The organism is Lysobacter sp. GQ73 (genome assembly GCF_059758755.1).
Window position 1 is genome coordinate 1 of sequence record NZ_JCAXEE010000029.1, and the last position, 373, is coordinate 373.

The window sequence follows — 373 nt, forward strand, 5'->3', positions numbered from 1 at the left end:
GCAGGCCGGGCTGGTCGAGGTCGCGGTATTCACCACGTTGCCCGCGGTCACGTCGGCCGCGGTCACCACGTAGGTGCCGGTCAGCACGCAGGTGGCACCCGGCGCCACCGATGCACAGGTGGTGCTGCTCGGGGTGATCTTGCTGTCGCTCACCACCACGTTGGTCAGGTTGCCGCTCGTGCTGGTGTTGGTCACGGTGACCGTGTAGGTCAGCGTGTCGCCCAGGCTCACCGTGCCCGAACCGTCTTCGTCGGCGTTACCGGTCATTGCCTTGGCCAGGGTCTGGCTCAGCGCCGTCACCGGCGTGGTCACCGTGGTGGTGCACGCAGGATCGGTGCTGCCCGCCGGGCAGGCCGGGCTGGTCGAGGTCGCG

General features: G+C 69.4%; 1 protein-coding gene. It reads right to left on the bottom strand.

Annotated features, from left to right (window positions below; all coding sequences use genetic code 11):
• Positions 1–267, bottom strand: a 267-nt coding sequence (locus tag AC6CH2_RS22525; protein WP_498271165.1) for a CLIPPER-2 domain-containing protein, incomplete at its 3' end; no start/stop codon positions are given.
• Positions 268–373: the final 106 nt, after the last annotated feature.